The sequence below is a fragment of the Dehalococcoidales bacterium genome, assembly GCA_028716225.1.
GTDB lineage: Bacteria > Chloroflexota > Dehalococcoidia > Dehalococcoidales > UBA5760 > UBA5760.
The window spans coordinates 1-3,573 of sequence record JAQUQE010000102.1 but is presented as its reverse complement, the minus strand read 5'-3'; the positions used below and the strand labels follow the sequence as shown (position 1 = coordinate 3,573).

The window sequence follows — 3,573 nt, the reverse complement described above, 5'->3', positions numbered from 1 at the left end:
CTTTAAGGTCGAGCTCCCTCGGTTTTACCCAGGGGTAGTCTTCCAGGGTACCAGTAATGGCGGCGTAGATATCTTCTACCAGCAGATCAAGGGCTTTGGAGAGCCCGGCGATAACCTCGGGGCTGGGTTGGAGGTTACGGCCATTCTCGATGGCGGTCACATTCTCGAGGCTGGTACCGGCCATTCTACCGAGGTCTCCCTGGGTAGTCTCGCCGAGGCGTGTTCTGGCAGCTCGAATCAGTTGGGCCAGGGTTACTGACATGGTGATTATCTCCCTTTCCTTAAGATGTGCGTTATGGTAATATTATCACCACCGTTTATATTTGTCAAGAGCTTTATGACACTTTTTGCAGGGAGCTTATAAATCACATCTGGCGTCTTTCTAGATATGAAAGGTAACAATATGGCGACAACGCTGTCTTGACAGTGGGTTTTGTCTATCGTAATATCATTACGACAATGTCATAGAGGTGAGCCAATGGATGCGGAGAAACCAAAGACCTCGGGTAGAAACAAGGTATCAATCAGGGTGCTTATCCCCAGGGCTGATTACCGAGAGCTGAAAAAGATAGCCGAGATGGAGCGGACCGATGTCAGCACCCTGATCAGAAGGGCTATGGCCCACCATTTTTTTATACCCCGTGATAGTAATACGGTTAATCATTAGAGGTAATAATATTATCTATCCGGAAACAGTTATGACGTCATGTAAAACAGATTTCATAGAGGTATGTGAAGCGCCGTCAAACGATGGCAAAGAGGCGGTAAAGGGAAGACTGCGCACCCTAATCACGCTTGCTGTAGCTATAGGTGGCCGTGAGGGGTTATTGAATCAGAACGGAGATTCCACAATTGAGGGAGGTAATTATGTCGCCGATAAAGGGAGTTAGTGAAGTAGTAAGGCTGCCCCGGCTGGGTAAGATCAGGCTGGGGTTAAGGAAGGAGACCGATGACGGGATGGTCTACCCGTCGCCAACCGACTATTTTGTCTGTCCGGAAGAGGTAAAAAAGGTGTACGGCGATAAGCCCAAGGAACTGCGGGTCATGTTCCCGACCGAAGACGAGTCGCAGTGGGCCAGCCAGTTTTTGAAGTGTTATTCCGCTACCAGGGGATTAATCTGCCGCGGCGATGGAGAGACGGCGATTGCCCGGGTAGATATCGGAACCGGTGAAATAGCCACCAGGGACGCTGTGGATACTGAGCTAAGAGAGATTAGCTGCTCACCCGATATTTGTCCGTATTATGAAAGAAGTCGTTGCCGACGGGTCATGAATCTGCAGTTCCTGCTGCCTGATTGCCCGGGCTTTGGCGTTTACCAGCTTGATACCAGCTCTTTCAATTCCATAAGAAACGTAAATTCGACGATCGCGTTCATTCGCGGTATCTGCGGCCGGATTTCCATGATTCCACTGTTGCTCAAGCTTGTTGAGCAGGAGGTGCAGCCGGACGGTCGGCGTAAGACGGTGAGAGTCCTCAGTCTATCGGCTCCGTATAGCCTGATTGAAGTCCAGAGGTATGCCCAGATACCAGTAGGTCAGAGCTTACTCTTACCGCCTCCGGATACCGAAGCGCCTGACGATCTATTCCCGGAAGAGGTATTGAAACAGGATATTGAATCGAGTGACATACCAGCCGTAGACGAGGAATTACTTCGGGTCTGGGAAAAGGTAAAGAAAAAGATCTGCGAGCTGGACGTGCAGGATGCTCAAATCTCGATCTGGTTTCTGAAGAACTACCATCTTAACGTGGTTCGGGGTGATTTCGAATCGGCGCTGCCGCCTTCGAAACTGACTCTGGATAGGCTCTCTAATTTCTATAAGGCAGTCGAGCGTTATCAGGCTAGGCGGTAAGGTCGGTGCAAGGTAGGAAATGGGGTTTCCAGAACAACCGGTCAGTAACCGAATGAACTACGGTAAGCTCCGTCGCTATAAGTGCCGGGTGTGCGGACGGATATTCAAAGATTACTACTTGCCCACGGCAAGGAGGCTATGTGCGAGGTGTGTGGGGAAGAAGGATTAGGGCTAAGGCATGAGCAAGCAACATCGGGAAGCAATAGAGTGGCTTAACGACCCCGGCCTTCTGCATCCTAACGGATACAGCGAGGGTATCTACGGAGAGAACGGGTTTCGGGATCTACTTGATAGCATCAAGAATCTCGGCATCCTCCAGCCGCTACATGTCACCGTTGAGGGAAAGATTATTTCCGGGCACCGCCGCTGGCGTGCCGCCCGGGTTGCGTATCAAGAGGGCATACCGGTACTGATACCGGTAATTCGCGAGTGCTATGCCTCTGAGTCTGACGAGTGCCAGGCTGTTATCGAATTCAACCGCTACCGCATCAAGACAGGTCAGCAACTCTACAACGAGGGCAAGGCGCTGAAGGAGATTGAGGCAGTAAGAGCACGGGAAAGGCAAGCCACTTCAACCGGAGGACCTATTCCCCAGCTTGTGGAAAATTTTCCACAAGCTGAAGGAAGGACCCGTGACATCATTGCTCAATCCATCGGCCTGGGGTCAGGGCGGCAGTGGGACAAGCTGGAGTACGTGGCGGAGCACAAGCCCCAATTACTCAACGAGATTAAACCCGACGGCATGAGTATCCACAAGGCATACGACGCAACAAGGCGTGAAGTTAGTCAGGTGGCAATCAATCCTGAGCCGGAGCTACCGGAGGGTATATTCCAGGTGTTTTACATGGACCCGCCCTGGCAATATAACAATTCCGGTCTGGGGGGAAGCGCCGAGAATCACTACCGGACCCGGACAGTGGATGAGATGTTAAACCGGCTGAAGGAGCTTAACTTCGCATCCCATACGGCACCAGCCTGTGTTTTATTCCTCTGGGCCACCAATCCGCTTCTACCCGAGGCCCTGCGACTAATCGGCGAGCTAGGCTTTCAGTATAAGACAAATCTCACCTGGGTAAAGGATAAGCCAACCTACGGTAAATTGGGCTTTTATGTTTACGGGCAGCATGAGCTACTGCTGCTTGCCACGCAAGGCTCGATGCTTCCCAAAGGAGATAAGCCCGCCAGCGTCATCTGCGCGGAGGTACGGGACCACAGCCGAAAGCCGGAAGTTGTCTACGAAATCATCGATCAGATGTACCCAAATACCCGAAAGTGCGAGTTGTTTGGCCGTGAGCACCGTTTTGGCTGGGAAGTCTGGGGCGACCAGGTCAGCAAGGAGGCTTCTTGAAGGATAGGAGTAGCAAGCCACGAAGCTACGACGGCGAACTGAAGAATATTGGGGAGCCGGCGGAGGCCTATATCGCGCGTTATCTCAGCCGTGAATACGCCAGAGTAATACCGGTTGGTAAAGAGGGGCGCCGCCTGGACTACCGGTGTTTCCTGGCTAACGGCACGGTGGATCTGGTCGAAGGTAAAACAGACACCAGGGTTGCCCTTACCCAGAGGGTACCCTGGGAAATATTCCGTCTGGAGCAGGGTGGCATGAAGGCCTATCTTTCCTGGGGTTATGCCAGCCCGTGTTCGAGAGTTATTTACTTTGTGCCTCAGTGGCTGAGGATACTGGACATATACACCGCAGACATACGCAGGCTTATATTCCGG

General features: G+C 52.1%; 6 protein-coding genes. 5 read left to right on the top strand and 1 reads right to left on the bottom strand.

The features are described 5' to 3' along the window. Positions 1-262: helix-turn-helix domain-containing protein (locus tag PHI12_14170; protein MDD5511933.1), on the bottom strand; the 262-nt coding region annotated here is incomplete at its 3' end. 216 nt (positions 263-478) lie between these two features. Between PHI12_14170 and PHI12_14165 the strand changes: the two genes are divergently transcribed. The 5 genes from PHI12_14165 to PHI12_14145 form a co-directional block, all read left to right on the top strand. Further along, positions 479-667: a hypothetical protein gene (locus PHI12_14165; GenBank protein ID MDD5511932.1), complete on the top strand. Its 189-nt coding sequence runs from the start codon at positions 479-481 to the stop codon at positions 665-667. 31 nt (positions 668-698) lie between these two features. Continuing rightward, on the top strand, positions 699-890 hold the full coding sequence (locus tag PHI12_14160; GenBank protein MDD5511931.1) for a hypothetical protein: 192 nt from the start codon (positions 699-701) through the stop codon (positions 888-890). Further along, positions 868-1,851: a hypothetical protein gene (locus PHI12_14155; GenBank protein ID MDD5511930.1), complete on the top strand. Its 984-nt coding sequence runs from the start codon at positions 868-870 to the stop codon at positions 1,849-1,851. The genes PHI12_14160 and PHI12_14155 overlap by 23 nt, the downstream gene beginning before the upstream one ends. A 178-nt stretch (positions 1,852-2,029) precedes the next feature. Beyond that, on the top strand, positions 2,030-3,199 hold the full coding sequence (locus PHI12_14150) for an MT-A70 family methyltransferase (protein MDD5511929.1): 1,170 nt from the start codon (positions 2,030-2,032) through the stop codon (positions 3,197-3,199). Beyond that, positions 3,196-3,573 (top strand): hypothetical protein (locus PHI12_14145; protein ID MDD5511928.1); only part of this gene is annotated, 378 nt, incomplete at its 3' end. The genes PHI12_14150 and PHI12_14145, both read left to right, overlap by 4 nt.

Coding starts and splice junctions, on each gene's coding strand:
- PHI12_14165 (MDD5511932.1), top strand. CDS start 479: ATGGATGCGGAGAAACCAAAGACCTCGGGTAGAAACAAGGTATCAATC.
- PHI12_14160 (MDD5511931.1), top strand. CDS start 699: ATGACGTCATGTAAAACAGATTTCATAGAGGTATGTGAAGCGCCGTCA.
- PHI12_14155 (MDD5511930.1), top strand. CDS start 868: ATGTCGCCGATAAAGGGAGTTAGTGAAGTAGTAAGGCTGCCCCGGCTG.
- PHI12_14150 (MDD5511929.1), top strand. CDS start 2,030: ATGAGCAAGCAACATCGGGAAGCAATAGAGTGGCTTAACGACCCCGGC.